The organism is Bradyrhizobium manausense (assembly GCF_018129685.1).
GTDB classification, from domain to species: domain Bacteria; phylum Pseudomonadota; class Alphaproteobacteria; order Rhizobiales; family Xanthobacteraceae; genus Bradyrhizobium; species Bradyrhizobium manausense_D.
On sequence record NZ_JAFCLG010000001.1, the window covers coordinates 1,386,387 to 1,412,168 of the forward strand.

A 25,782-nucleotide genomic window follows, 5' to 3' on the forward strand; every position below is an offset into this window, starting at 1 on the left:
TCCCGTTGGGTGTCAGACTGTTTCTTAACTCGTTCAGTACGTCGGTAGAGGTCGGTGTTCGGATCTCCTATGCGAGCGTGACATCGGGCTCCGCGCGACCGCGCGCGGAAGCTTGTAGCAGAAAAGTGCAACCGGCTTGCAAATCGGCGGCGCGCGCCTCCGCATCCATGTCCTGCCAGGCGGATGTCACGAGCAGGCGCGACAGATCCGTGCCGACGAAAGCAGGACAACTTGCCTGCTTGGCCGGCACCGGCAGCGAGCGCAGGCGTTCGCCTTGCGGAGAATAGACATCGACGCGGCTGGCGCCCCAGCAGGCATTCCAGATCTGCCCGTCGGCATCACACACCGAGCCGTCAAGCCCGCCGACGCCGGTGTGGCGGAGCAAGATTTCCGGCTCGCCGCGCGGAAGGCCCGTGTCGGGATTGAGCGGCACCGCATAAAGCATCGCACGCGCGGTGTCCGCGAAATAGCCCGTCGCGCCATCCGGCGAGAAACAGATCGAGTTTGGAATGCTGATACCCGAAAACAGCGTCGAGATCTTGCCGCGGTGGAGCGCGTAGATGGCACCGGCGCCCCGCTCGGCCCTGCGCCCCATGGTGCCGATCCAGAACGTTCCGGATTGATGCACGCGGCCATCATTGGAGCGTGTGGCGGGATTATCCGCTTCGAGCGGGCAGAACAGCGTCATTGCGCCGTCGGCGAGCGTGCGGACGTAGAGGCCATCCTCCGCAACGATGAGCTGCCGCTCGGCGTCGATCCGCCCGAGCGCGCTCGCCATCCGGCCGAGCGCGTGGACACGGATTGCGCCGTTGCCGAGGTCCGCCTCGAACAGCTTCCCCTCGCGAATGTCAAACCACCACGCGGTATTCGTGGTGACGTCGTAGGTCGGGCCTTCGCCGAGATGGCAAGGATGATCGGACAGAACCGATGTCGGCACCTCTTCCATCATGGCGACCTCACGCCGAAACGATAGACGGTGTGATGCCGGTAGACCCCGCCGGGATCGAGGCGCGGGCTCGGAAAGTCCGGTCGGTTCGGCGCATTCGGCCAGATGTGCGGTTCCAGGCAAATGGCATCCGACTGCCGGATCAGCTTGCCCCCCTTGCCCGAGATCGTACCGTCGAGATAGTTGCCGGAGTAGACCTGAAGGCCGGGCTGGTCGGTGAACAGCTCCATGATCCGCCCTGAAAGCGGTGCTTCGAGCCGGGCCGCGAGCGCAAGCTTGCCATCGCGCGCAAGGCAATAAGTGTGATCGTAGCCCTTGCCATTCCGCAATTGCTGATCGTTCTCGCGGATGCGCGCGCCGACAACGCGGGCCTCGCGGAAGTCGAATGCTGTGCCGGCCACCGAGCGCGGCGGCTCCGGCAACGGAATGGCAGAGGGATCAATGGCCAGGAAATGCTCTGCCGCGACCGTCAGTTTGTGATCGAGGGTGGACGTGCCCGACATGGCACCTTCCAGATTGAAGAAGCTGTGATTGGTGAGGTTCACGATGGTCGGCCGGTCGGTCCGCGCCTCCATCGTGAGCGACAGTTCAGCCGGGCCGGTGACGCGATAGGTCAGGCGCACATCGAGCTTGCCGGGATAGTTCTCCTCGCCATGCGGGCTCGTATAGGTCAGCGTGACTGCGGGACTGGCGCCGTCGTCTAGGTCGGCAATGTCCCAGAGCTTGCGGTCGAAGCCGTCGAGGCCGCCATGCAGGGCGTTGGGGCCGTTGTTGATTGGAAGCTGGAAGGCCTCGCCATCCAGTGAAAACCGTCCGTTCGCGATGCGGTTGGCGTAGCGGCCGACGGTCGCACCAAAGAACTTGCGTTCGGCGAGATAGCCCGCGAAGGCGTCGTGGCCAAGCACGACGTCGTCGGTGCCGCCCCTGGCGTCCGGCGCGATCAGCGCCTGGATCACCGCGCCATGGGTGATGATGCGAGCCTCAAACCCGCCCTCCCCGCGCAGCACGATACGCTCGACATTGCGTCCGTCCGGGAGCATTCCGAAAACGTCTTTGGTTGTTTTCGCACCGACCATGTCTAGTCCACAAACGGTTCGACGATATGACGCTTGCCGAGCAGGAAAGAGTCGGCGACGAGACGAAGCGGCGCCAGGTCGACATCGCTCGCGCCTGAAGCCGCGAGCTTGACGAAGTGACGGTAGAGTTCTCGATATTCCTCATCTGGCGCCTCGGCAACAACCTTGCCGTCGACCGCCATGATCCTGCCGCCGCGGGACAACGTCATCCGGCCCTGATCGGTTTCCGCGACGATATCCCAGCTCTGCGGCCCAGTCTGACGAAAGTCGAACTCGGCCGTAACAGGCAGGCCGTTGATGTCGGTCAGTGTCAGGTTGGCGGCAATCGGCGACTGGCAATTGGAGGGAAAGGCAAGTTCGGCCGCGGTAACGAACACCGGCTTTGGCAGGATGCGGGTCAGGATCGACAGCGCATTGATGCCGGGATCGAACACGCCGAGCCCGCCGGGCTCCCAGATCCAGGTCTGGCCGGGATGCCAGACGCGGACGTCTTCCTTCCAGATGATGTGCACCGACTTGATCTGGCGCGTCGCCAGCCATTCACGGGCCGGCTCGACAGCCGGCGCGTGGCGCGAATGCCAGGTGGCAAACAAGGTGCGCCTTGCATCCGCCGCCATCGCCACCAGCGGATCGAGCTCGGCAACGCCGATGCCGGGCGGCTTCTCCAGCATGACATGCTTGCCGGCGGCGAGCGCCGCGGCGGCTTGGGCGCGTCGTACCTGCGGCGGCGTGCAGAGCGACACTGCGTCGATCTCCGGGCCCTTCTCCAGCAGCTCCTCGATGGTCGCAAAATGCGGCAGGCCCGGCAGCGACGCATTACGACTGGCAACGGCGGCAAGCATGGCGCCTGACGTCGCGGCGATCGCACCGACATGCTGGTCGCGCGCGATCTTGCCGAACCCGACAATGGCGATACGAAGATCCGTCACGAACTTTCTCCAGATTCCACAGGTACGGCCGGCGCTGTCTCGGCCGCCATTTCCTTATGCCGGCGCATGCCGTTGTGAATGACAAAGGCCATGGCCTCGGCCGCAGCATCAGCGTCACCGGCTGCGATCGAATCGGCGATCTTCTGGTGCCAGACCAAGGCAATCTCGCGGTCCTCCGACCCAGCCGGTGCACTGAGCATGAAAGCCGTACGCAAGGCAGCCTCAATCACATGACCGATGGAGCGCATGAACGGATTGCCGGATGCTCGCGCCACCGCAAGGTGCAAGGCAAGGTCGGCTTCGGCAAAGCCAACGGACTCGGATGTTTCGTGCCGCATGCGGTCCATGCTGCGTCGCAGCTCGGCGATGTCTTCCTCCGAACGGCGCTTGGCCGCGAGCGCTGCTGCGCGCGGTTCGACCGCAAGACGTATTTCGGCGAGATCATTGAGAAAGCGCCGGTCGATGCCGGCGTCGAGATGCCAGGCGAGCACATCGGCGTCGAACATGTTCCAGGCGGCGCGCCCTCGCACGACGGTACCAACCCGGGCCTTGGTGGTGAGCAGTCCCTTGGCGACCAGCGTCTTCACGCTCTCGCGGAGCACCGGCCGCGACACGCCAAACATCGCCGTCAGTTCGGCATCGCCCGGAAGCCGCACTCCTTCCGCATAGCGGCCGGCGATGATGTCGACGCCGATCGAGCGGGACACCTCCGCATGGTTCGAATGGGCCCGTCGTGTCGGGATAACGACAATGCGCGAGGTCATGGGGCTGCTCCCACGCGCTTTGCCACCGGTCGGCGCGCCAGCGCAACCAACCCTTGCTGAAGGGCAATGAAGGCGAACAGCAAGATGCCGGTCGCGATCTTGGTCCACCAGCTCGACAGCGTGCCGTCGAAATTGATGTAGGTCTGGATCATGCCCTGGATCAGCACACCGAGGAAGGTACCGATCACCGAGCCCTGTCCACCCGTGAGCAGCGTGCCGCCGATGACCACCGCCGCGATGCTGTCGAGCTCGACGCCGACGGCGGAGAGCGAATATCCGGCGCTTGTGTAGAACGAGAACACGATGCCGGCGATGCCTGCGAACAGGCTCGACAGCATGTAGATTTTCACCGTCATCTTGCCGACCGCGACGCCCATCAGGCTGGCGGTCGCTCTGTTGCCGCCGAGTGCATAGACATTGGCACCGAAGCGGGTCAGATGGAGCAGAAGGGCGCCGCCGATCACGATGGCCAGCATGATGATCGCTATCGCGCTCAGCCGTCCCCCGCCGGGCATCCGCAATGCAAAATCGGATACGGTTGAATAAATCGGCGCGGTGACCGGCACCGATTCCGTCGAGAGCAGGAAGCTTGCGCCACGCGCCAGGAACATCCCGGCGAGCGTCACGATGAAAGGCGGCAGATCGAAGACGTGGATGATCGCGCCCATGGCAGCTCCAAAGGCCGCCGAAAGGACGAGGATGGCGACGAAAGCGACCAGCGGCGGCACGCCCCAGCGCTCGATCGCAAGCGCGACGAACACGGTGGTGAAGCCGATGACGGAACCGACCGAGAGATCGATCCCGCCGGAGATAATCACGAAGGTCATGCCGGTCGCGACGATGCCAAGGAAGGCGTTATCGGTAAGGAGATTGCCGATTACGCGGGTGGAGGCGATGTTGGGAAACTGCACTGCGCAAGCTGCGAAGCCCGCGACGAGAACGATGGCCGTGATCAGGAGTGGCGAGAGGCCTTTCATGGGTTCGCCCTCCGCAAACGCGCCATGATGCCGGCAAAGCCGGACAGTTTTGGCGATTGTAGCAGCAGCACTGCGAGCACCACCACAGCTTTGACCAGCAGGTTGAACTCCGGCGGATAGCCGGACAGCAAGATACCGGTGTTCATGGTCTGGATGATCAGCGCGCCTAACACCGCCAGAACCAGGCTGAAGCGCCCGCCGAACAGCGAAGTTCCGCCGATCACGACCGCAAGAATGGCGTCCAGCTCCAGCCAGAGGCCGGCATTGTTGGCATCCGCGCCCATGATGTCAGCAGCTGCGATCACGCCGGCGAGCGCAGCGCAGACACCGCACCAGACATAGACCGCCAGAATCATCGCGCGGGTACCAACGCCGGCAAGCTCGCTGGCCCGGGCGTTGCCACCGGTCGCCTCGATCAGGAGCCCGAGCGCGGAGCCACGAACCACCGCTCCGGTCAGAATCAACATGCCAAGCGCGATTACGACCGGGACCGGGACGCCGAGAATAGCGCCGTTGCCGAGCCAGACCAGATCCGGCGAGGTAAAGGTCACAATGCGCCCCTCGGTGATAAGCTGGGCGATGCCGCGCCCTGCCACCATCAGGATCAGCGTCGCCACGATCGGCTGCATGCCGAGCACGGCGACAAGGAAGCCGTTCCACAATCCGCAGACGAGCCCGGCGCCGAGCGCAGCCGCCAGCACCACCGGCAGGCTGTAACTATCGGCGAGGCTCGCCGCGATCGCGCCGCAGATGGCCATCACCGCGCCGACCGAAAGATCGATGCCGCGTGTCGCGATCACCAGCACCATGCCGAGCGAGAGCAGCGCCACTGGCGTGCCGCGATCGAGCACGTCGATCAGGCTGCCGAACAGGCGGCCATCCTGAAGGCGCAGGTCGAAGAACTGCGGCGACACCACGCGGTCGACCGCAAGGATAACGATCAGCGCCAGGATCTGGGCAAGGCCGCGGCGCGGCAACAACGCTGTCATGCCCGTGCCTCTTGCATCGCCGCGCCATCGGCGGCAATGGCCCCGAGAATATTGGTGACGTCGATCGCCTCGCCCGAGAGCTCCTCGACATGCGTGCGATCGCGCAGCACGATCACGCGATCGGAATACGTCACGATCTCGTCGAGCTCGGAGGAGATCACGAGCAGCGCCAGCCCGTCGTCACACAGCTCGCGGATGAGGCGAATGATCTCGGCGTGCGCACCAACGTCGATGCCGCGCGTCGGTTCATCCAGCACGAGGAGCCGTGGTGACGTCGCCAGCCAGCGCGCCAGCAGCGCCTTTTGCTGATTGCCGCCGGATAGCAGGCCGACGGGCCGCTCTGGATCCGGAGGACGGATATCGAGCATCTTGACGTAGCGCTTCGCGATTTCGTCCTGCTCGCGGCGCGACAGCGGCCGATGCAGGCCGCGCTTGGCCTGAAGCGCGAGTACAATGTTCTCGCGCACGGTGAGCTCGGCGACGATACCGTCAGTCTTGCGTTCTTCCGGGCAATAGCCGAAGCCGTGGCGCACACCGTCGCGCGGCGACTGCAGCCGTATGGAAGCGCCCGCGACCATCGCCTGCCCGCCATCGGCGCGCTCGGCGCCGAACACCAGCCGCGCCGTCTCGGTCCGTCCCGAGCCGAGCAGCCCGGCGAGGCCGACAACCTCGCCATGACGCAGCTCGAGATTGAAGGGGGCGACGTAGCCCGCCTTGCCGTAATTCTGGAAGCTCGCACAGACCTCGCGCGGCAGACGGTCGCTCGTCGCCGTGCGCGCGCCGGTGGTCTCGGCCAGCTCGCGGCCCAGCATCATCCGGATCAATTCGAGCCGCGGCAGCGAGGCTGTCTCGCGCTCGCCGACCAGGCGGCCGTTGCGCAAGACAGTGATGCGGTCGGAGATCTCGTAGACCTGGTCGAGGAAATGGCTCACGAAGACGATGCCGATGCCGCGCTTCGCCAGCTGGCGCATGATGCCAAAAAGAATCTCGACCTCGTGGCGATCGAGGCTCGCGGTTGGCTCGTCCAGGATCAGCACGCGGGCGGAGAGATCGACCGCGCGCGCGATCGCGGTGACATGCTGGATGGCCACCGAATAATTGCCGAGCGGTGCGGCCACATCGATGTCGAGACCGAAATCCGCAAGCAGCACCTTTGCGCGGCGGCGCATCTCACCTTCGCGCACGATCCCGAAGCGCATCGGCTGGCGGTCGAGAAACAGGTTCTGCGCCACCGATAGGTTCGGCAGCAGATTGACTTCCTGGTAAACGGTGGCAATGCCGGCCTCAAGCGCCGCCTTGGCCGAACGCGGCGCAACCTCTTCGCCGCCCAGCCTGACAAGCCCGGCATCGCGTGGGAACACGCCGGTGATGACCTTGATCAGCGTGGATTTGCCGGCGCCGTTCTCGCCGAGCAGAGCATGGATCTCGCCGGCGCGAAGCGTGAAGTCCACTTCCTGCAACGCGCGCACCGCGGCAAAGCTCTTGCTGATCCCGCGCACCTCCAGGAGGGACGGAGCAGGATCAAGGCTGTTCTCCATAACGACGTCACTCCCAGCGGCGCCCGCTTATGCTACGGACGCCCAGCCTATTCGTTCGCGCAACGATTGCGAAGGGGGTGCCGGACCACAAGGCGTGGTCCGGCGAAACGCCCGCCTCAGTAACCGAGGCCCTTCTTGCTGTCGTATTCCTTCTGCGGATTGTCGGTGGCGGTGAGCAGCCTGGATTCGGTCTGGATCCACTTCGGCGGAACGGTGCCCTTTTCCTTGAAGGCAGCGACGGCGTCGAAGGCCGGACCCGCCATGTTCGGCGTCAGCTCGACCGTGGCATTGGCTTCGCCGGCAACCATTGCCTTGAAGATGTCGGGAACCGCGTCGATCGACACAGTGAGGATGTCCTTGCCCGGCTTGAGACCGGCTTCCTTCATCGCCTGGATGGCACCCACCATCATGTCGTCGTTGTGGGCGTAGACCGCGCAGATGTTCTTGCCGCCGCCTTCGGCCTTGATGAAGCTTTCCATGACTTCCTTGCCCTTGGCGCGGGTGAAGTCGCCGGTCTGGCTGCGCACAATCTTGAGGTTGGCGTGCTTGGCGACCGCCGTGTCAAAGCCCTTCTTGCGGTTGGCGGCGACGCTGGCGCCGACCGTACCCTGCAATTCGACGATGTTGCACGCCTTGTCGCCGACAGTCTTGGCCAGCCAGTCGCCGGCGACCTCGCCTTCGTGCACGCTGTCCGAGGTGACGGCGGTGAGATAGAGGTCCTTGCCCGACGGGTCGATGTCGCGGTCGAGCAGCACGACGGGAATCTTGGCTTCCTTGGCTTCCTTCAGCACCGCATCCCAGCCGGTCGCGACGACGGGCGCGAGGAAGATCGCGTCGACATTCTGCGCGATGAAGGAGCGGATCGCCTTGATCTGGTTTTCCTGCTTCTGCTGCGCGTCGGCGATCTTGAGATTGACCTTGCGCTTGGCGGCCTCCTGCTTGGAGACCGACGTCTCGGCCGCGCGCCAGCCGGATTCCGATCCGATCTGCGAGAAGCCGATGGTCAGCTCTGCAGCGTTCGCCGGCAGCGCGAGCAACAGGGCGGCCGAGGCGCTGGCCGCAAAGAGGGCTTTGAGGGTCATGAGGCGTGCTTCTCCCAAGTGTTATCCGGGGCGTCGTCGGTAACAAGACACCCTCAGGCCGGCCTTCGAGGCGGCGGAAAGCACTATTTCACGGAAGGTCGCTTCCGTATAGTCATATTATTTGACTATTTGGGCAAATCATGCGGATGCGCGCGGGGCATGCGCTGATCACACGTTATGCGCGGTCATTTTCTAATATACTATTTAAGGATGAGATCGTCTTTGTGCGACAGCATCGTCATGGCCGCGCTCGTCGGCTATGATGGCGTCACAGAAATACGCGTGTTCAATCCACTGCCACTGGCGGCCGGCAAGCAAAGAAGCTAGATCAGCTTCCGTTGCGCCAGATTCTTCATCAGCGCGCCGATGCCGAACGTCCACGGCTCGCACTCGTCGCTGGTGCGCATGCGGTTGACGAGCTTGCCGAGCTGAGGCGCCGCAATCGTGACGATGTCGTCGCGCTTGTGGGTAAAACCCTGTCCCGGCGCGTCGCGATCCTTCACCGGCGCAAACATCGTGCCGAGGAATAGCACGAATCCATCAGGGTATTGATGGACCTTGCCGATGGTTTGCGCGACGAGGTCAGTCGGATCGCGGCTGATCTTGCTGATCGAGGAATGACCCTGAAGGACGAAACCGTCCGCCCCCGTCACATTCAGGCTGATATCGAGCTTGCGCGCATCGTCGAGCGTGAAGGTTTCGTCGAACAAACGCAGCAGCGGTCCGATCGAACACGATGCATTGTTGTCCTTGGCCTTCGACAACAGCAGCGCCGACCGGCCCTCGAAGTCGCGCAAATTGACATCGTTGCCGAGCGCGCCGCCGACGATCTTGCCCCGGCTGGAGACAAACAGCACGAGCTCGGGCTCGGGGTTGTTCCAGGTCGACTTCGGATGCAGCCCGGCATCCATGCCGGTACCGACCGAGGACAGCGTAGGCGCCTTGGTGAAAACCTCGGCATCGGGACCGATGCCAACCTCGAGATACTGGCTCCAGGCGTTCTGATCGATCAGCACCTGCTTCAGATGCATCGCCTGATCCGAGCCCGGCTTGAGTTTTGACAGATCGTCGCCGATCAGCCGCGTCACTTCCTTGCGGATCGCTTCGGCCGAGGCCGGATTGCCCTTGGCCCGCTCCTCGATAACGCGTTCCAGCATCGAGATCGCGAAGGTGACGCCGGCAGCCTTCAGGGTCTGGAGATCGACCGGCGCGAGCAGCCAGGGCTTGTTCGGATCGCGCCCATCGGGTGCCGTGTTGGCGACGATGGCTTCGAGATCGCCGATGCGCTCGCCCTTGGTCGCGCCAAGCGCCTTGGCCGGATTGTCCTCTTCGCAGAGGGCACTAATCGTCGGGAATTTGGCGGTGACGTCGAAGACGCCGTCCGTGCGCACGGCGACGACGGCCGGACCGTTCGCCTGCGGCAGCCAGACGCGGCCGACCAGCGTCCCCTTCGTTCCATCCTCGGGAAGAAGGTCTCTCACCGTCAAAGTCGTCATGGCCGGCGTCCTCGCTGTTTCTAAGGATCGACCACTTCCCAGCGGACGATCCCATTGGCGAAGACCAATAAACGTCTGGTCGGGGAAGTCCAGAGCGGCACCGCGCCACGCTGTTATGCCCCCCGGCGCGCGCCTCTTTATGCGCCTGCACGCGCCTTGCGGGCTGCGATCTGTTGCAGCGCCCAACGCGCGTTCTTGCGGACATCCGGATCGGAATCGTCGGCGATGACGGCCAGAAATGCCTCGCCGTCGGGATGGGCGATCTCGCCAAGCGCGGCGGCGGCCTCCTTGCGCAAATTGGCCTGGTCGTGATTGATACAATTGCCGATCGGGCGCACTGCGCGCTCGATCTTCATCTTGCCGAGGCTGCGGATCGCCTTCAACCGCACCTGCCAGAACTCGTCCGTGACCGCGCCGACGAGCTGATCGGCGGCGAGTGAACCGTTGACGTTGAGACCAAGCGTTTCCGCGGCCATCTCGCGAACCATCCAGTCGGCGTCCTTCAGCGCACGGGTAATCGTCTCGGCTGCAGGCTTCATCTGCGAGAACGCCAGCGCGCTGACGGCAGCGCGGCGCACATGGGCATCGGGGTCGTTGATCAGCGCGGTCAACGCGGGGATGGATTCCTCCAGTTTCAGAAAGCCGATCACACCAATCGCCTGCACGCGCACGGCGGCATCGGAATCCTGCAACGCTTCCAGCGCCGGCTTCAGCGTGTCCCTGCAGCGCAGCTCCTTCAGCGCGCGCAGCGCGCCCATACGGACGAAGGCGTGGGCATGCTTCACCAGTGGCAGGATGATTTCAGCGCAAGCCTGATCCTTGAATTCGGCCATGCTGTCAGCCGCGGCCGCGGCGACGATCCGCTCCGGATCTACCAGCAGCTTCACCAGCGCCCTTGCGGCTTCCGGCCCGTCGAATTCACCAAGCGCCATCGCGACCTGTTGGCGCACGCCAGCGTCGGGATCGGCGACCATGTTGGCGAGATGCGCCACGGCCGCAGGATCACCGGAATGGCCGAGCGCGATGATGGCGACCCGACGCTCGGCGGGGTCGGCGGCCTGCAGCCGCTCGTCGGCGTCCTCGAGATCGTCGTAGGATTCGAACGGACTCGACATGAATCACCTCAACAGATAGGGAATGTTGACGGTGACGGCGCCGGTCGGGCAATCGGCCTCGCAAGGCATACAGTACCAGCACTCGTCATAGGCCATGTAGGCCTTGCCCGTCATGTCGCTGATACGGAGCACGTCGAGCGGGCAGACGTCGACACAGACAGTGCAGCCCTTGTCGGCGATGCATTTGGCGTCGTCGACGACCACCGGAACAGATGTCTGATAGGACGCGAGAGGCATCAAGAGTCTCCTGTTGCTGGGATGCGGTGGATCATGCCGTGGCGCGGATGCGCTGCTTGTCGTAGAGGTCCTTCTCGTCGTCGGCGATCGGCACGACGTAAGGCTCGACCGCACGCTTCTCGCTGGTCATCTTGCCGTTCTGCTGGCTGAGTAGCGTGTGGCAGAACCAGTTCTCGTTGTCCTTCTCTGGGAAATCCGTGCGCCAGTGGTACAGTCCCCAGCGGCTCTCCTCGCGGTAAAGCGACGCGTGCACCGCCATGTCGGCGCAGTCCATGATCGACTGCACTTCGAGCGCGCGAAGAAGCTCGTGCGCATTGCGTGCGATCATGCGCTCCTGCATGTCCTCGCGAGCCTCGGCAAGGCGTCGCATGCCGAGCTCGTACTTGCGCGTGACCTTTGGCGGCTGCAGATAATCGTTGACCAGGCGGCGGGTCTTGTATTCGACCTGGTTCGGCGGAATGCCGTCCTCGCGCTTGGTGGGCGCCAGCACGCGATCTCGCTCTCTGGCGACGTCAGCGGCGTCGAACTCGGCGAAATCATGGCTGTCGGCGAACTCCATCGCATCGATGCCGGCAACCGAGCCGTTGGTGAAGGCGCCGAGCATATAGTTGTGCGGCACGCTCGCCATGTCGCCAGCGGCATAAAGGCCAGGCACAGTGGTGCGCGCGTTGTCGTCGACGAACACACCGGAAGCGCTGTGGCCGGAGCAAAAGCCGATCTCGGAGATATGCATCTCGATCGAGTCGTTGCGGTAGTCGACCCCACGCCCCTGCTGGAACAGGCCGCGCGTTGGCCGCTCGACCTTATGCAGCGTGGATTCGATCTCGGAGATGGTGTCGGGGTGAAGATGCTTGAGCTGGAGGAACACCGGTCCCTTGCCTGATAGGAGCTCGTTATAGAACTCCAGCATCATCTGGCCCGACCAGTAGTCGCATTCGATGAAGCGCGATCCCTCGTTGTTGGCCGTGAAGGCGCCGAAGGGTCCGGCAACATAGGCGCAGGCCGGGCCGTTATAATCCTTGATCAGCGGATTGATCTGGTAGCATTCGAGGTTCGCGAGCGCGGCGCCTGCGTGATAGGCCATCGCATAGCCGTCACCGGAATTGGCGGCGTTTTCATAGGTGCCGAACATGTAGCCGGAGGTCGGAAGACCCAGACGGCCGGCGGCGCCCATGCAAAGGATCACGGCCTTGGCCTTGATCACCAGGATCTCGGCTGTGCGGGTGTTGACGGAGATCGCGCCGGCAATACGACCGTCGGACGATTTCAGAAGCCGGGTCGCCATGTAACGATTGGAGATCAGGATGCGGGCGCGGCGGAGCTGGCGGTAGAGGGCCTTCTTCACGGTCTCGCCATTCGGCATCGGCAGAACGTAGGTGCCGATGTGGTGCACCTTCTTGACGGCGTAGTCGCCGTTTTCGTTCTTTAGGAAGCGGATGCCGAAACTGTCGAGCTCTTCGATGATCCTGTAGCAGTTCTGGGCGTATTTATAGACGGCCTTCTGGTCGACGATGCCGTCATTGGCGATGGTGATTTCCTTGGTGTACTGCTCCGGCGTCGCATAACCGGGGATCACGGCGTTGTTCAGGCCGTCCATGCCCATCGAGATCGCGCCGGAGCGCTTGACGTTGGCCTTTTCGAGCAGGACGACATTGGCCTTCGGGTTCTTAAGCTTCGCCTTCAGCGCCGCCATCGGGCCTGCCGTGCCGCCGCCGATGACGAGCACATCGCAGGAAACCTCCGAAAGTCCGTCGACGATCTGATCTAGTGACATCGCTTGCTCCTGGTTCGCCGGTCCGGCGCCGTTACGTCAGATTTGTTCAGTTGGTCGTCCGGCGATAGCAATTAGTTGTCGCCGGAAGGCGATTTGCCTCAGCGCTCGACAAAAGCCTTTTCGATGACGAAATGGCCGGGCTGGCTGTGGTTGCCCTCGACGAAGCCGCGCGCGGCAAGCATCGCGGGCAGCTCCTCGAGCATCGCCGGGCTGCCGCACAGCATGACGCGGTCGGTCTCGATGTCGAGGCCTGACTGCCCGACATCGTCGAATAGCTGGTTGGACGCGATCAGATCGGTGATGCGGCCGCGATTGCGGAACGGCTCGCGGGTCACGGTCGGGTAATAGATCAGCTTGTCGCGGATCAGCGGCCCGAATAACTCGTGGTTGCGCAGGCCGTCGACGACGTGCTCGCCATAGGCGAGTTCGGAAACCTGGCGACAGCCGTGGGCAAGCACGATGGTCTCGTAGTTCTCGTAGACGTCAGGATCCTTGATCAGGCTCGCGAACGGCGCGAGGCCCGTGCCGGTCGAAAGCAGCAGCAGCCGCTTGCCCGGAATGAGATTGCCGGTGATCAGCGTACCCGTCGCCTTGCGACCGACCAGGATGATGTCGCCTTCCCTGATTTTCTGCAGTCGCGAGGTCAGTGGGCCGTCCTGCACCTTGATCGAGAAGAATTCGAGCGCCTCCTCGTGATTGGCGCTGGCCATGCTGTAGGCCCGCATCAACGGCTTGCCCTCGACCTCAAGGCCGATCATGGCGAACTGACCGTTCTGGAAGCGGAAGCCGGGATCGCGCGTCGCGGTGAAGCTGAACAGAGACTCGGTCCAATGTCTGACCGACAAAACCGTTTCTTTCTGGAATGCGCTCATGGTCTCTCCTTGGCCATCGATGGCACACAAGGTTTCGGAGAGACGGGAATCCGGCAATTCGGAAGTGAAACTCCCGGTTGATTAGTTTCACATTTCGCGGCCGATGATCGAAGAGGAGGCAGCGATAAACGTGCGATCACCCATGCTGGCAATTAGTTGCTATCCACGCGCGACGGCGCCGACGTAGAGAGCAACAGGAGGTTCGTCATGACCATGGCCCTGGTGGCACCAACCGTCGCCGACTGCGAAGCAAGCGCGGATCTCGCCACGCTCCTCGTGCGTACGACCGAGGGCGACGCGGTCAGCGTTCCCGCCGAGCGGCTCCGCCTCTCCTGCAAATGCGCCCACTGCACCCGCGCCCGGTTCGACGATCGCTTTCCCGGCGCATTTCCAGGCATCGCGATCACCGGGATCGGCGACCTCGGCTACGGGCTGAACATCTCGTTCTCGGACGGGCATAACAGGGGGATTTACCCCAAACCCTATCTGCTGAGCTTGGCGGGCCGGTAAGCACCCGCTTGCCCCATCTGGCACGGACATTGCTCCTCTTTAGAACGATTGAAAGTTCTGGAGGCAGGCCATGTTGCAGGCGGCGAGTGCGGTTCGCGGGACTGTTCCCCCGGCAGTCCGGCCTGCGGGCAGTTCTTCCTCACTGCTGCTCACCGAAAACCAGCAATGGATCGGCGGACCGCCGTCGCTGATGGACAAGCTCACCCTGCGCGAGCGGGAGCTGGTGCTGAAGCAGGGCCGGCGCAAAGTGCTTAACCGCGGACAGACGCTGTTCAGCCAGGGCGGCAAGCACGACGGCATCTGGCTGATCGAGAGCGGCCGCATCCGCGTGTTCTACACTTCCCCGCTCGGGCGCGAGATCACGCTCGCCTACTGGCATGTCGGCAATTTCGTTGGCGGGCCCGAAGTGTTCGAGGGTACCGTGCATCAATGGTCCGGAGTTGCGTCCAGCAATTGCAGCGTGGTGCACTTGCCTGGCAAGGAGCTTCGAGCGCTTACCGCGGAGATCCCGAACCTTGCAATTGGCCTGATCGAAGGCCTGACCTTCAAGGGCAAATGCTACTCGGCGCTGGCTCAGATGCTGGGAACGCGCTCGATCACGCAGCGCCTCGCGCATCTGCTCTTGCATCTCGTCGAACTCTATGGCGTCGAGGACGCCGACGGACGCGTGATTGCGGCGGCCTTCACCCACGCGGATATCGCCCACATGGTCGGCGCCACCAGGCAATGGGTCACGATCAGTCTGAAGCGGATGCAGGAGAAGGGGATCGTTGTGACCAAGCGCTCGCAGATCGTGGTCTGCCGCCCTGACATTTTGGAGGAGATGCGTGGCCAGGGTAGCGATTAGACCCGGTGCACAGGCAAGCGGCTTTATAGTGCAGGACTGCCCAAGGAGTATGCAATCGGCTTTTCCCGGCAACTAATCCACTACAGCGATCATTCCGGATTTGCCCTGTCCGCAGCCTCCCCCAATCATGGCAACCACAGCACATCCAACCGAATGAGGATGAGAATGGTCCGCCATCTTCCCACGCTCTCGATCGCGATGTCGGTGACGTCGCTGGCGCTAATCCTCGCACAGCCGGCTTCGGCGGAAACCGTTACCGTCGGCATCGGGACGCAGGACACCACGACCAATACAGTGACCGCGGGCGTCGTCATCCGTCAGCTCCACCTCCTCGAAAAATACCTGCCGAAGGATGGCAAATACGCGAATATCAAGTTCGAGCTGGAGTGGCAGAACTTTACATCCGGCCCGCCCGTCACCAACGCGATGATGGCGAACAAGCTGCAGATCGGCATGATGGGCGACTATCCGCTGATCGTGAACGGCTTCACTTTCGACAGCAATCCGGAAAGCAAGAGCCGCCTGGTCGGCATCGCCGCCTACAGCCTCTCCGGCTCCGGCAACGGCATCGTCGTCCATAAGGACTCACCCTACTACGATCTGGCCGATCTCAAGGGCAAGCTCGTCAGCGTTCCCTTCGGCTCCGCCGCACACGGCATGGTGCTGAAGGCGATGCAGGACCGCGGCTACACGGCCGACTTCTTCCAGCTTGTCAGCCAGAGCCCTGAAGTGGGCTCGACCAATCTCCAGGAGAAGAAGATCGACGCCCACGCGGACTTCGTTCCATTCGCCGAGCTCCTTCCCTTCCGCGGCTTCGCGCGAAAGATCTTTGACGGCGTCGAGACCAATCTGCCGACCTTCCACGGCATTGTCGTCCGCACCGACTTCGCCGAGAAATATCCTGAGGTCGTCGTCGCCTACTTCAAGGCGCTGATCGCCGCCAATCAGTGGCTCCGTGACGATCCGAAGCTTGCGGCCGAAAAGATCCAGGAATGGACCGGCATCAACAAGGAAGTCGTCTATATCTTCCTCGGTCCCAGCGGAAACATGACGACCGACCCTACAATCAAGCCCTCGCTGGTCGATGCAGCGACCACCGACGTCAAGGTGCTGCAGAATCTCGGCCGCATGAAGGAGTTCGATCCGAAGAAATGGGTCGACGACAGTTATCTCCGCAAAGCCTATTCCGAGATGAAGCTCGATTATGATGCGCAGCTCGGCAGCACCAAGAACTACGAGATCGCAGGGGAAGACGCTTTCTGCAATAAGCCGATCACAGATCCACGCAAGGCCGGCGAGGTCTGGGTTGACGGCGCAGGCATCGTGCCATTCTCGTCCGCCGCTTGCACACTCGGGGCTTATGCCGACTTCAAGGCCAAGGGCAAGAAGATCAACATCGCCTATGTGTTCGACAACACCCGCGGCATAAAGCTGTTCGCCGACCAGGCTTTCTTCGCCGTCGGCGATGGTGAAGTTGCACCGTTCTTGCTGAAGAAGGACGCGGAGGCCTATGCGGCCAAGATCGGCGGCAAGGTGCTGGGCTTCGACGACGCAGTGAAGGCGGCAGTCAGCGGAGGCAAGACGTGAGCAGTCCCGCCCTCGCCAGACATCCCGAGGACAACAACGTGCCAGCAGCCATTGCCGAAGCGGGCCCCGTACCCGCCGTCACGCCCCCGGTCGCACCACCCACTTTCGGCACCATTGCCCTGCGTTGGTACCGGTTGAACCAGGGGCGGCTCCGCGCGACCGCGGTCGGGATCATCTCGCTGCTCGCCTTCCTGCTGGTCTGGCACCTGCTCACGACCTACCGAGTCGTGTTCTTCGTGCGCTTCACCAACGTGCCTTCGCCGCTCGCGGTCTATGCGAGCTTCACCAAGGCGATCCACGACCCCAAATTCCTGATGCATGTCGTGCTGAGCTGCCGGCGCATCTTCATCGGCTTCTCGCTCGCGGCCATCGTCGGCGTGCCGCTCGGCCTGGTCATGGGGCGCTTCAAGCTGGTGCATGAGATCGTCTTCCCGGTCGCCGAAGTGCTGCGGCCCATCCCGGCCATCGCCTGGGTGCCGATGGCGATCATGCTGTGGCCGACCAACGAGCAGAGCATCGTCTTCATCACCTTCCTCGGCTCGTTCTTCCCGATCCTGGTCAACACGCTGCACGGCATGTCGCTGGTCGATCCCGTGCTGGTGCGTGCCGCGCAATGCCTCGGCGCACGCGAGCGGTCGATCTTCCGCGAGGTGTATTTTCCAGCCTCGCTGCCGCACATCTTCACCGGCCTCACCGTCGGCATGGGCGTCGCCTGGGTGTCGCTGATCGCCGCCGAGATGATCTCCGGCCAGTACGGCATCGGCTATTTCACCTGGGAGGCCTATTCGCTGGTCCAGTATGCCGACATCGCGCTCGGCATGATCGCGATCGGCGTGCTGGGCCTTGGATCGAGCGTGCTGATCAGGGGCGCAGGACATCTGGTGATGCCGTGGAGGTCGACGAGATGAGCGAGATTCTGGCGGGCGAACCGAAAGGCCATATCGAGGTCAGAAACTTCTCCCTCAGCTATGACAGCATCGAGGGACCGGTCCAGGCTGTCACGGACACGCAGATCCATGTGCAGCCGGGAGAGTTCGTCTCGATCGTCGGCCCCTCGGGCTGCGGAAAGTCGACGCTTCTCAATGCAGTCGCGGGCTTCCTGAAGCCTACCACGGGCGTCGTGACCGTGGACGGCGAGCGTGTGAACGGCCCCAGCGCCGAGCGCGGCATGGTGTTCCAGCAATATTCGCTGTTTCCCTGGAAGACGGTGCGGGAGAATGTCGAGTTCGGCCTGAAGATGCGCGGCATGGCGCGCTCGCAACGCGAGCGCGCCGCGCGCACGCTGCTCGGGCTCGCGGGACTCGAAGCCTTCGAAAAACACTATCCGGAAAAACTCTCCGGCGGCATGAAGCAGCGTGTCGGCATCGTCCGTGCGCTCGCGACGGGCCCAAAAGTGCTGCTGTTGGACGAGCCGTTCGGCGCGCTCGACGCGCAGACCCGAGTCATCATGCAGCAGATCCTCACCAACATGTGGCAACGGTTGAAAATCTCGGTGCTTTTCGTCACGCACGACATCGACGAGGCGATCTTCCTGTCCGACCGGGTCTACTGCATGACCGCGCGCCCCGGCTCGATCAAGGCGGAAATCCCAATTCCGCTGGAGCGGCCGCGGCAGCAATCGATGATGATGTCGTCGGAGTTTCTGGCACTGCGTCGCGGGCTGATGTCGCTGATCCGCGAGGAAAGCCTGAAGGCGATGGGCGGCGAGATCAGCGACATGGGCATGCAAGGGCTCAACATCGAGCTGCATGGGCACTCGTTGGCGGATGTGATTTAGTTGCGGTCAGCGCCCTTACTTCCCCTTCCAACCTTGTGGGAGAAGGAAGAGGAACTCACGGCTTTAGTCGCCCCTCACTTAAACCAATGCACCAGCGCGATGCTGATGCCGAGCAGCAGCATCAGCGACAGCGTCACCGCCGCCGTCACCCTGCCTCCGACGTTGGCGAGCACCTTCACGTCAACGCCGAGGCCAAGAGCGGCCATCGACACGACGGTGAGGAAACCCGTGATCCGCGTGATCGGAGCCACCACCGTGCCCGGCACGACCTCCAGGGACCGCAAGGTCGCCAGCGCGAGGAAGCCGAGAATGAACCACGGCACCAGGCGGAAGAAGCCGACACTGGTCTTGTTGGCGTCGGTCTGCCAGCGCGAGGCGACCAGCGAGAGGCCGACGACCACGGGGCCGAGCATCAAGACGCGCATCAGCTTGACCAGCGTGCCGATCTGCGTGGAGATCAGGCCTGCCGGCACCGTCGCCGCGAGCACCTGAGGCACGGCATAGACGGTGAGACCCGCCAGGATGCCGTATTGCGTAGCGGTGAGCTGCAACAGTGGGATCAGCAGCGGCAGGCCCAGCACCATCATCACGCCGAGGATCGCGGTGAAGGAAATCGAGGACGCGATCTCGTCGCTGTTGGCGCCGATGATCGGCGCGACCGCCGCGATCGCGGAATTGCCGCAGATGGAATTGCCGCAGGCGATCAGGATCGACAGCCGCGTCGATAGCCCGAGCAAACGGCTGAGACCAAAGGAGACGCAGAGCGCGATCACAACGACCGCAGCGATCGACGCCAAAAGCGCAATGCCCGAAGCCGCGATGGCGGCAAAGCTGATGGAGGCGCCGAGCAGCATCACCGCGACTTCGAGCAGCTGTTTGGCGCTGAAGGCGATGCCGGCCTGCCAGCGGGCCGCCGGCTTCCAGAAGCTGCGGAGCGCCATGCCCAGCAGGATCGCCATCACCAGCGCCTCGATATAGGGGTGCTCGAACACGCCGAGTTCGGCCCGTTCCAGGAGGGCCGAAACGCCGGCGACGAGGACGCAAAGGAGGATGCCGGGAATCAGCGCGACAATGCGGCTAACGGCCGTGGTCGGCTTGGCGTCGGCCGGGCTGGATGCTTGATTCTGCGACACAAATCTCTCCCTTGGAGAAGGATTTATACGCAGGCTCGCTCAGCTGGGGAATAAGTTTTCGGCATATCTGGGCCGAGAGAAGTTCTCTCCTCAGCCTGGAATAGTTCGTTTTTGAAAGATCGGGCCAGTCTTAGAAGATGAGGCTCTTGGCCAGCGAGGCGACGTGGCTGAAGCTGTCATAGACGCCGGGCTCGAAGAAGGCCGCACGTGCCAGCACGATAGCCGCGACAAGCGACCAGAACAGGCCGGTCCCCGCCCGCAACACGATCTTTGCGGCGCGTGACTTCGGCTGCGTGTCCGTTGAGGACACCAGCGGCTCGCCGAAGGGCTCGAATCCAGTGCGTTCCATGACCGTCAATCCATCAAATTGCCCCCAGAATGTCGTCGTTTCGGCCCCAAACGGCAATGGAAGCGATTGGCGTTTTTGCCCCTCGGAGGGGAAACTCCTTTCGTGGGGCGGTCCCGAGGCAATAGTTTTCTTCTTCCGCCCTATTCGGGCACCGGAACAGGGCCGGCGGCCCGCCGCATGGACGATTCCGTCCACGTCCCCGCCCTGTTGCTCAAGATGGAGCGGGCCTGCCTTAACGATAACGTCGCACCGGAATGTGCGCCGCTGATGCGCGAGGAGATGGGCTTTGCATCGCGCGCAGCGCGCTGGTCGACGCGCCCCTCCGATCCGAAGAGAGGCTTGCCGGACAGCATGTCCTCATCGTCGGCGCCGGCGTCTGCGCCATCCGCAGACATCTGCGCGTCAACACCGAGCTGACTTCATCGCGCTGGGATGAGAGCAAGCGGCGCGGGATCTCGACGCTGAAAACGAAGAATGGCGAAGGGATCCTCGAATTCACTGCGCCGGCTTCGGCCATCGGCCTGCTCAACGATCCCGCGCGTGCGCATCTGACAGCTCTACGCCGCCAGCCCGCTGCCAACAGGCGCGAACTCCAACCCGAGGCTTTCCGCCACCGCCTTGTTGGTGATGCGGCCGCGATGGACGTTGAGACCGTTGCGCAAGTGAGGATTTTCCAACACCGCGGCAAAACCCTTGCTGGCGAGCATCAACCCGAACGGCAGCGTTGCATTGTTCAGCGCCTGGCTTGACGTCACCGGGACCGCGCCCGGCATGTTGGCGACGCAATAATGTACGACGCCGTCGACCTCGTAGGTCGGCTCAGCGTGCGTCGTCGCATGCGAGGTCTCGAAGCAGCCGCCCTGGTCGATCGCGACATCGACCAGCACGGCACCCGGCCGCATGGCCTTCAGCATCGCGCGCGTGACGAGCTTTGGCGCGCTGGCGCCCGGCACCAGCACGGCGCCGATTACGACGTCGGTGCTGAACACCTCCTCTTCGACGGACTCGATCGTGGAGAATCTCGTGCGAACTCGTCCGGCAAAGAGATCATCGAGCTCGCGCAAGCGTGGAATCGAGCGGTCGATCACGGTCACCTCGGCGCCAAGGCCCGCAGCCATGCGCGCGGCCTGCGTTCCCACCACGCCGCCACCCAGCACCACGACCCGTGCCGGCTGCACACCGGGGACACCGCCCAGCAAGAGCCCGCGACCGCCGGCCGATCGCTTGAGCGCGGCGCCGGCGGCCTCGATGGCGAGGCGGCCGGCGACTTCGCTCATCGGCGCCAGCAAGGGGAGGTGACCGGCGGCGTCGGTGACGGTTTCATAGGCAATCGCTGTGCAGCCGGACTCAAGAAGGCCCTTGGCCTGCTCGGGATCCGGCGCGAGATGCAGGTAAGTAAACAGGATCTGGCTTTCGCGGAGCTGGGCCCATTCGCCCTTCTGCGGCTCCTTCACCTTCACGATCATGTCGGATTTCGCGAAAATGTCGCGCGCGGTCGCGGCTATGGAGGCCCCTGCTCGCTGATAGACCTCGTCGGACGCGCCGATGCCGCTGCCCGCGCCGGTCTCGACCGTCACCTGGTGTCCAGCCGCCACATATTCACGGACGGCGCCCGGGGTCAGCCCGACGCGATATTCCTGGATCTTGATCTCCTTGGGCACACCGACGCGCATCCTCGCCTCCTTTTGATTCACCCCGTGATCGTAACGAGGCGGGCAGTTTGGTTTCGCGCAAATATCCGTTAGGCTTGCCTCTCCCGCGCCGGTTTCGGTCGCGGAAACGCCATTTGACGCTGGAAACGAAACCTTGGCCCTCGACCGCAAAGATCTTTCCATTCTCGCGGAACTCACGACCAATGCGCGTGCCAGCCACACCGAGCTTGCCAACAAGGTCGGCCTTTCCAGCACGGCGCTGGCACGACGCCAGAAGACGCTGGAGGATGACGGCTACATCCAGGGCTATCGGGCCGCACTGGACCTCGCGCAGTTCGGCCTCACCACCACGGTGCTGGTGCGCATCGCGCTGGAGAGCCAGAGCGACGAGGCGCTCAAGGCGTTCGAAGCGGAGGTGGTGAAATGCCCCTCGGTCGTCCGCTGCTTTCTGATGTCGGGAACCGACGACTACATCCTGATCGTGCTCGCCCGCGACATCCGGGATTTCGAGCGCATCCACCGCACCGAGCTGTCGCGCCTGCCGCGCGTCGCGCGCGTGCAATCGAGTTTCGCACTACGCGAGGTCATCAACCGTGCGGTGCCGACCGTGGTGTTCGGGGAAGGGAAGCGATGAGGCCGCTCAAGACGAGGCAGGAGGCAGATCGCCTGCCCAGCTTGACCGCCGCCGTTGACGCCGACTGATCCGCCTTTGCAAGATCCGCGTCGCCGCCGGCGGCCAGCTCTACGTGGCCTTCGCCAAGGAGTTTCCGGTGTCGAGCGGGATGACCGGGCTGATCCTCAAGCTCAAGCCCGGTGCGAGGCACGAGCCGCATTGGCACACCGACGCCAACGAATGGCCCTACGTGCCCACCCCACAGCGGGGTGGATCACCGTCATATAACTGTCATCGAATGTGCAGAGACCTGTCCGTCTCCGCACATTCGGGACATGCCATGGACTATTTCAAGCGCTTCAACTTCCTGTTCGCCGCACCAGTGTTCGACGCCGACGACCTCGAGGGCGTCCGCTTCAACCAGATCATCGAGGAGATCCAGCGCTCCGGCTTCGAGGTGGTGCGGGCCCGCAAGTTGGAAGACGCCGAGATGGCGGTGCAGACCGACGCGGCGATCGGCTGCATGGTGGTGGACTGGGGCAAGAAGGGGCTTGAGGGCAAGACGTCGGCGCTGATCAATCTGATGCGGCGCCGCGGCCTCGACTTCCCGATCATCCTCCTGATCCGGCGCAAGCGCTTCGAGGATCTGCCGGTCGAAGTGCTCGACTTCATCGACGGCTATGTCTTCCTGTCCGAGGAAACCCCGACCTTCATCGCGAAGAACCTGATCAGCAGGCTCAAGCAATATGCCGAGACGCTGAAGACGCCGTTCTTCGGCGCCCTCGTCGACTATGCCGAGGAAGGCAACCAGCTCTGGACCTGCCCAGGCCACAATGGCGGCGTGTTCTATAACCGGAGCCCGATCGGCCGGGTCTTCGTCGAACATCTCGGCGAATCCGTGTTCCGCGACGACCTCGACAATTCCGTGCTGGATCTCGGCGACCTCCTCACCCATGAGGGCCCGGCGCTGAAGGCGCAGAAGGAAGCCGCGCAGATCTTTGGCGCGGAAAAAACCTATTTCGTGCTCAACGGCACCTCGACCTCGAACAAGGTCGCGCTCGGCGCGCTCGTCACCGACGGCGACCTCGTGCTGTTCGACCGCAACAACCACAAGGCCGCCCATCACGGCGCGCTGATGATCAATGGCGGCATTCCGGTCTATGTCCCGACCATCCGCAACGCCTGGGGCCTGATCGGCCCGATGCGCTGGGACTTGCTCGACGAGAAGGCCCTGCGTGAGGCGATCCGCAATCACCCTCTGGTCACGGATAAGGACGCCTGGCGCAAGGAGCGGCCATTCCGCGTCGCCGTTGTCGAGCAGTGCACCTATGACGGAACGATCCACAATGCCGAGATGATCCTGAAGCGCATTGGTCACCTCTGCGAATACATCCTGTTCGACGAGGCCTGGGCCGGCTTCATGAAATTCCATCCGCTCTATGCGGGTCGCTTCGCCATGGGCCTTGCCAACCTTCCGCCGGAAGCACCGGGCATCATCGCGACGCAGTCGACCCACAAGCAGCTCGCGAGCTTCTCGCAGGCCTCGCAGATTCACATCAAGGACCGCCACATCCGCGGCCAGAAGCGGCGCGTCGAGCACCGTCGCTTCAACGAAAGCTTCATGCAGCACGCCTCGACCTCGCCGTTCTATCCGCTATTCGCCTCGCTCGACGTCGGAGCGCAGATGATGAAGGGGCGATCGGGCGAGGTGCTTTGGGATGACACGATCCGCCTCGGCATCGAGCTGCGCAAGAAAATCCGTGCGATGCGCCGTGAATTTGAGGAGAAGGAGCAGAATCCGGACCGCCGCTGGTTCTTCGAGCCCTTCGTGCCCGATCGCGTCGCCATTCCCGACGTCAGCCGCCCCGGCGGCGCCCACAACGTCGCCTGGGAAACGCTGTCGACCGACGAACTCGCCACCAATCCCGCGCTGTGGCACCTTTCGCCCGACAGCAACTGGCACGGCTTCCCCGGCATGGCCGAGGGCTTTGCGATGACCGATCCGAACAAGCTGACGCTGCTCACCCCCGGCTTCGACCGTGCCACCGGCGCCTATGCCGAGCACGGCATCCCGGCGCCGGTCGTCGCGCAATATCTGCGCGAAAACCGCATCGTGCCCGAAAAGAACGACCTCAACTCCCTGCTCTTCCTGCTCACGCCGGGTGTCGAGGCGAGCAAGGCCGGCACGCTGATATCAGGCCTCGTCGCCTTCAAGAAGCTGCACGACGACAATGCACTGCTCGCCGACGCCATCCCGGAATTCTGTCAGCGGCGACAGGCGCGCTATGCCGGCGCGCGGCTGCGCGATCTCTGCAACGAGATGCACCGCTTCTTCCGCTCCGCCGACGTCAGCGGGCTCCAGGCACGGCAGTTCGTGCCCGAGCACATGCCCGAGATCGCCATGTCCCCGCGCGATGCTGCGCGCTATCTGTTCAAGAACGACGTCGACTATCTGCCGATCGAGGCAATCGCCGGCCGCATCGCCACCACGCCCTTCGTGGTCTATCCGCCCGGGATTGCCACCATCGTCCCCGGCGAGCGGCTGACGGAACGCGCCAAGCCCATGGTGGACTATCTCAAGATGTTCGAGACCTGCTTCAATACGTTCCCGGGATTCGATGTGGAAATCCAGGGCGTCTACAAGGAAGTCGATGCCAAGGGGCGCATCGGGCTCTATACCTACGTCGTCGCCGAGTAAGTGCCGATGAACGAGACAGCAGTTGCACGTGCAGATGACGAACCGGTCCTGATCCGGCCGTCACGCGAGAGCGATGTCGAGGCGATGATGGCGATCTATCGTCATCATGTCCGCAATGGCGTGCCGCGCGACGTCGAGGGAACCGGCGCGCCGGAGCCGGACGACCTGCGCGACCGGCGCAAGAATTTGAAGCAGACCCGCCTTCCACATCTGGTCGCGACGTATCGCGGCGAGGTCGTCGGCTATGCCTATGCGGTGCTGTTTCGCAAGCGACCGGCCTATCGCTATACGGCCAAGCACTCGATCTACGTCCATCACGCGCATCTCGGCCGCGGCGTCGGACGGCTGCTGCTCCAGGAACTGATCGATACGTGCGCGGCCGCCGGCTTCCGCCAGATGATCGGCTATATCGATGCCGACAACGTGCCCTCTCTGGCGTTGCATGAGAAATTCGGGTTTGCGCGCGTCGGCCTGCTCTCCGGCGTGGCCTATCGGCATGGCCGCTGGGCCGATACCGCCATGGTGCAGCGTTCGCTCGGCGCCGGCGTCACCGCGCCACCATCGCTCCCTGCGCCCGGACGTTAGGCCTCAGGATGGAAAGTCAGCCGGCGAGACCTGAATGCGGTCGGCATGCAGCGACCAGTGGTGCAACGCATGGTCCTTGCAAAACCTCGCCTTCGCCCGCTCCCTCGCCTCATCCTCGTCGGCGGCGTCGATCTCAAGCGTGCTCTGGCAGATCTCGCTCTGCCGGCCATATTGGCCGAGCACATCCTTCATGAACCTGACAACATAAGTTGACATAGGTCCTCCTTGCTGCCCCC

Annotated in this window: 25 protein-coding genes; 8 read left to right on the forward strand and 17 right to left on the reverse strand. The window is 63.4% G+C overall.

All coding sequences use genetic code 11. The annotated features are described in order from the left end of the window. Positions 1 to 67 precede the first annotated feature (67 nt). The 13 genes from JQ621_RS06725 to JQ621_RS06785 form a co-directional block, all read right to left on the reverse strand. Positions 68 to 946 (reverse strand): SMP-30/gluconolactonase/LRE family protein, encoded by an 879-nt coding sequence (locus JQ621_RS06725; RefSeq protein WP_212233825.1) that lies wholly within the window; start codon positions 944 to 946, stop codon positions 68 to 70. Further along, positions 946 to 2,022, reverse strand: a complete 1,077-nt coding sequence (locus tag JQ621_RS06730; RefSeq protein WP_212233590.1) for an aldose epimerase family protein — start codon at positions 2,020 to 2,022, stop codon at positions 946 to 948. Before JQ621_RS06730 ends, JQ621_RS06725 begins: the two co-directional genes overlap by 1 nt. 2 nt (positions 2,023 to 2,024) lie before the next feature. Beyond that, on the reverse strand, positions 2,025 to 2,951 hold the full coding sequence (locus tag JQ621_RS06735; protein ID WP_212233591.1) for a Gfo/Idh/MocA family protein: 927 nt from the start codon (positions 2,949 to 2,951) through the stop codon (positions 2,025 to 2,027). Then, a complete protein-coding gene (locus JQ621_RS06740) occupies positions 2,948 to 3,715 on the reverse strand; it encodes a FadR/GntR family transcriptional regulator (RefSeq protein ID WP_212233592.1) in 768 nt (255 codons plus the stop codon). The genes JQ621_RS06735 and JQ621_RS06740 overlap by 4 nt, the downstream gene beginning before the upstream one ends. Then, positions 3,712 to 4,692 carry a galactofuranose ABC transporter, permease protein YjfF gene (yjfF, locus tag JQ621_RS06745; RefSeq protein ID WP_212233593.1) on the reverse strand — a complete coding sequence of 327 codons (981 nt, stop codon included), beginning with the start codon at positions 4,690 to 4,692 and terminating at the stop codon, positions 3,712 to 3,714. Before yjfF ends, JQ621_RS06740 begins: the two co-directional genes overlap by 4 nt. Continuing rightward, positions 4,689 to 5,681, reverse strand: coding sequence for an ABC transporter permease (locus JQ621_RS06750; RefSeq protein ID WP_212233594.1), 993 nt, complete (start codon positions 5,679 to 5,681; stop codon positions 4,689 to 4,691). The genes yjfF and JQ621_RS06750 overlap by 4 nt, the downstream gene beginning before the upstream one ends. After that, positions 5,678 to 7,219 carry a sugar ABC transporter ATP-binding protein gene (locus tag JQ621_RS06755; protein WP_212233595.1) on the reverse strand — a complete coding sequence of 514 codons (1,542 nt, stop codon included), beginning with the start codon at positions 7,217 to 7,219 and terminating at the stop codon, positions 5,678 to 5,680. The genes JQ621_RS06750 and JQ621_RS06755 overlap by 4 nt, the downstream gene beginning before the upstream one ends. 116 nt (positions 7,220 to 7,335) lie before the next feature. Next, on the reverse strand, positions 7,336 to 8,301 hold the full coding sequence (gene ytfQ / locus JQ621_RS06760; protein WP_212233596.1) for a galactofuranose ABC transporter, galactofuranose-binding protein YtfQ: 966 nt from the start codon (positions 8,299 to 8,301) through the stop codon (positions 7,336 to 7,338). A 323-nt stretch (positions 8,302 to 8,624) separates the two neighbouring features. Continuing rightward, complete coding sequence (locus tag JQ621_RS06765) at positions 8,625 to 9,797, reverse strand: fumarylacetoacetate hydrolase family protein (RefSeq protein ID WP_212233597.1); 1,173 nt, start codon at positions 9,795 to 9,797, stop codon at positions 8,625 to 8,627. Positions 9,798 to 9,934: 137 nt separating this feature from the next. Then, positions 9,935 to 10,912 (reverse strand): HEAT repeat domain-containing protein, encoded by a 978-nt coding sequence (locus JQ621_RS06770; protein ID WP_212233598.1) that lies wholly within the window; start codon positions 10,910 to 10,912, stop codon positions 9,935 to 9,937. A gap of 3 nt (positions 10,913 to 10,915) precedes the next feature. Beyond that, on the reverse strand, positions 10,916 to 11,149 hold the full coding sequence (locus JQ621_RS06775) for a 4Fe-4S dicluster domain-containing protein (RefSeq protein ID WP_008141081.1): 234 nt from the start codon (positions 11,147 to 11,149) through the stop codon (positions 10,916 to 10,918). Positions 11,150 to 11,180: 31 nt separating this feature from the next. Then, positions 11,181 to 12,923 (reverse strand): fumarate reductase/succinate dehydrogenase flavoprotein subunit, encoded by a 1,743-nt coding sequence (locus JQ621_RS06780; protein ID WP_212233599.1) that lies wholly within the window; start codon positions 12,921 to 12,923, stop codon positions 11,181 to 11,183. 98 nt (positions 12,924 to 13,021) lie between these two features. Next, entirely contained in the window at positions 13,022 to 13,795 is a 774-nt protein-coding gene (locus JQ621_RS06785) for a ferredoxin--NADP reductase (RefSeq protein ID WP_212233600.1), read from the reverse strand. A 213-nt stretch (positions 13,796 to 14,008) separates the two neighbouring features. Here JQ621_RS06785 and JQ621_RS06790 point away from each other — a divergent pair, with 213 nt between their 5' ends. The 5 genes from JQ621_RS06790 to JQ621_RS06810 all read left to right on the forward strand — a co-directional run bounded on the left by JQ621_RS06790 (position 14,009) and on the right by JQ621_RS06810 (position 18,516). Beyond that, positions 14,009 to 14,305, forward strand: a complete 297-nt coding sequence (locus JQ621_RS06790; protein WP_212233826.1) for a gamma-butyrobetaine hydroxylase-like domain-containing protein — start codon at positions 14,009 to 14,011, stop codon at positions 14,303 to 14,305. A 70-nt stretch (positions 14,306 to 14,375) separates the two neighbouring features. Then, positions 14,376 to 15,152, forward strand: a complete 777-nt coding sequence (locus JQ621_RS06795; protein WP_212233601.1) for a Crp/Fnr family transcriptional regulator — start codon at positions 14,376 to 14,378, stop codon at positions 15,150 to 15,152. Between the two features lie 165 nt (positions 15,153 to 15,317). Beyond that, entirely contained in the window at positions 15,318 to 16,739 is a 1,422-nt protein-coding gene (locus JQ621_RS06800) for an ABC transporter substrate-binding protein (RefSeq protein WP_212233602.1), read from the forward strand. Next, positions 16,736 to 17,647 (forward strand): ABC transporter permease, encoded by a 912-nt coding sequence (locus JQ621_RS06805; protein ID WP_212233603.1) that lies wholly within the window; start codon positions 16,736 to 16,738, stop codon positions 17,645 to 17,647. The genes JQ621_RS06800 and JQ621_RS06805 overlap by 4 nt, the downstream gene beginning before the upstream one ends. Further along, complete coding sequence (locus JQ621_RS06810) at positions 17,644 to 18,516, forward strand: ABC transporter ATP-binding protein (protein WP_212233604.1); 873 nt, start codon at positions 17,644 to 17,646, stop codon at positions 18,514 to 18,516. The genes JQ621_RS06805 and JQ621_RS06810 overlap by 4 nt, the downstream gene beginning before the upstream one ends. 74 nt (positions 18,517 to 18,590) lie before the next feature. On the opposite strand, the gene JQ621_RS06815 is transcribed toward JQ621_RS06810, so the two are convergent. From JQ621_RS06815 to ald, 3 genes are all read right to left on the reverse strand, one after another. After that, positions 18,591 to 19,649, reverse strand: coding sequence for a YeiH family protein (locus JQ621_RS06815; RefSeq protein WP_212233605.1), 1,059 nt, complete (start codon positions 19,647 to 19,649; stop codon positions 18,591 to 18,593). A 130-nt stretch (positions 19,650 to 19,779) separates the two neighbouring features. Beyond that, complete coding sequence (locus tag JQ621_RS06820) at positions 19,780 to 19,998, reverse strand: hypothetical protein (protein WP_212233606.1); 219 nt, start codon at positions 19,996 to 19,998, stop codon at positions 19,780 to 19,782. Between the two features lie 557 nt (positions 19,999 to 20,555). After that, entirely contained in the window at positions 20,556 to 21,671 is a 1,116-nt protein-coding gene (gene ald / locus JQ621_RS06825; RefSeq protein WP_212233607.1) for an alanine dehydrogenase, read from the reverse strand. Positions 21,672 to 21,804: 133 nt separating this feature from the next. On the opposite strand from ald, the gene JQ621_RS06830 reads away from it, so the two are divergent. The 3 genes from JQ621_RS06830 to JQ621_RS06840 all read left to right on the forward strand — a co-directional run bounded on the left by JQ621_RS06830 (position 21,805) and on the right by JQ621_RS06840 (position 25,546). Next, on the forward strand, positions 21,805 to 22,284 hold the full coding sequence (locus JQ621_RS06830; RefSeq protein WP_212233608.1) for an Lrp/AsnC family transcriptional regulator: 480 nt from the start codon (positions 21,805 to 21,807) through the stop codon (positions 22,282 to 22,284). Between the two features lie 319 nt (positions 22,285 to 22,603). Further along, a complete protein-coding gene (locus JQ621_RS06835; protein ID WP_249124696.1) occupies positions 22,604 to 24,961 on the forward strand; it encodes an Orn/Lys/Arg family decarboxylase in 2,358 nt (785 codons plus the stop codon). A 6-nt stretch (positions 24,962 to 24,967) separates the two neighbouring features. Next, positions 24,968 to 25,546 (forward strand): GNAT family N-acetyltransferase, encoded by a 579-nt coding sequence (locus JQ621_RS06840; RefSeq protein ID WP_212233610.1) that lies wholly within the window; start codon positions 24,968 to 24,970, stop codon positions 25,544 to 25,546. A 3-nt stretch (positions 25,547 to 25,549) separates the two neighbouring features. Here JQ621_RS06840 and JQ621_RS06845 read toward each other — a convergent pair whose 3' ends face one another. Further along, complete coding sequence (locus JQ621_RS06845) at positions 25,550 to 25,762, reverse strand: hypothetical protein (RefSeq protein WP_212233611.1); 213 nt, start codon at positions 25,760 to 25,762, stop codon at positions 25,550 to 25,552. Positions 25,763 to 25,782: the final 20 nt, after the last annotated feature.